We start from the raw sequence: 1364 nt of genomic DNA on the forward strand, positions 1-1364 counted from the left end.
TGAAGCGCCCCAGGTTTGATGCCGCATCTTTCTGAGTTTGGAAGGATGCAGGACGTGCGCAAGAGGATCGATCCCGAGGTCAAGGCTCGCGCGGTGCGGCTGGTGACCGAGCATCTGTCGGAGTACTCGTCGTTGACGGCGGCGTCGGAGGCGGTGGCCCGGCAGGTGGGGGTAAGCAAGGAGAGCGTGCGACGCTGGGTGCTGCAGGCCGAGGTCGACGCGGGGCAGCGGGACGGTAAGACGAGCGAGGATCTGGCCGAGATCAGGGAGCTGAAGGCCAGGGTCCGGCAACTGGAGTCCGACAACGCGATCCTGAAGGCTGCCACGGTTTTCTTCGCCGGGGAGCTCGACCCCCGCAACCGTTGATCATGGGGTTCATCGACGCCATGAGAGCCGAAGGCCACGCGGTCGAGTCGATCTGTCGGGTCCTGCGCGAGCAGGGCTGCGGGGTCGCCGCGCGGACCTACCGTTCCTGGAAACAGCCCGGCCGCCGGGTCGCGGACCGCACGATCACCGACGCCCAGGTCGTCGACGCGATTCGCGGCATCGCCTGGACGACCGTCGATCAGGGCCGGCGCAAGCTGACCGCGGAGGGCCTGTACGGACGGCGGAAGATGACCGCGCTGCTGCATCGCACCACGATGCCCGAGGTCAGTCCGGGTGCGGTGGACCGGGCGATGAAGACCCTCGGGCTCAACGGGGCGCGGCGCGACAAGGGCACCCGGACCACGATCCCAGCCAAGGACGCCTTGCGGGCCGGGGACCTGCTGGACCGCGACTTCAGCGCCGAGGCGCCCAATCGCGTCTGGGTCACCGACTTCACGTATGTGAGGACTTGGGCGGGGTTCGTCTATGTCGCGTTCATCCTCGACTGCTTCGCCCAACGCATCGTCGCCTGGCACGCCTCGACGAGCAAGGCGACCGACCTGGTGATGACGCCGCTGCGGATGGCGCTGTGGCAACGCGACCGCGAAGGCCACCCCACCATCGCCGGCAAGCTGATCCACCACAGCGACGCCGGGAGTCAGTACACATCCATTCGGCTCGCCGAGCACCTCGAACTCGAGCGCATCCGGCCCTCGATCGGGTCGGTCGGCGACGCCTACGACAACGCCCTGATGGAAACCATCAACGGCCTCTACAAGGCCGAGTGCATCCGCACCACCGTCTTCCACGACGGGCCGTACAAGACCATCGCCGACGTCGAGTACGCCACCGCCGGCTGGGTCGACTGGTACAACAACCGCAGACTCCACGGCTCCCTCGCCATGATGCCGCCGGTGGAGTTCGAGCAAGCCCACTACGCTGCTCTCAACCGAGAGCAGCAACCCGTATAAGAGCGGCAGAGAACCTGGGGTGGTTCA

The 1364-nt window shown here is 66.9% G+C and carries 1 protein-coding gene; it reads left to right on the forward strand.

Features of this window, described 5'->3' with window-relative positions; genetic code table 11:
- Nucleotides 1-54: 54 nt before the first annotated feature.
- Nucleotides 55-1337 (forward strand): IS3 family transposase gene (locus ACGFIF_RS44335; protein ID WP_393163986.1). Its coding sequence is split into 2 segments (ribosomal slippage): nt 55-328 and nt 328-1337, totalling 1284 coding nucleotides; the frame shifts between segments, so codons are not numbered across the junction.
- The last annotated feature ends 27 nt before the right edge of the window (nt 1338-1364 follow it).

The sequence above is a fragment of the Kribbella sp. NPDC049174 genome (assembly GCF_043197365.1).
Lineage (GTDB): Bacteria > Actinomycetota > Actinomycetes > Propionibacteriales > Kribbellaceae > Kribbella.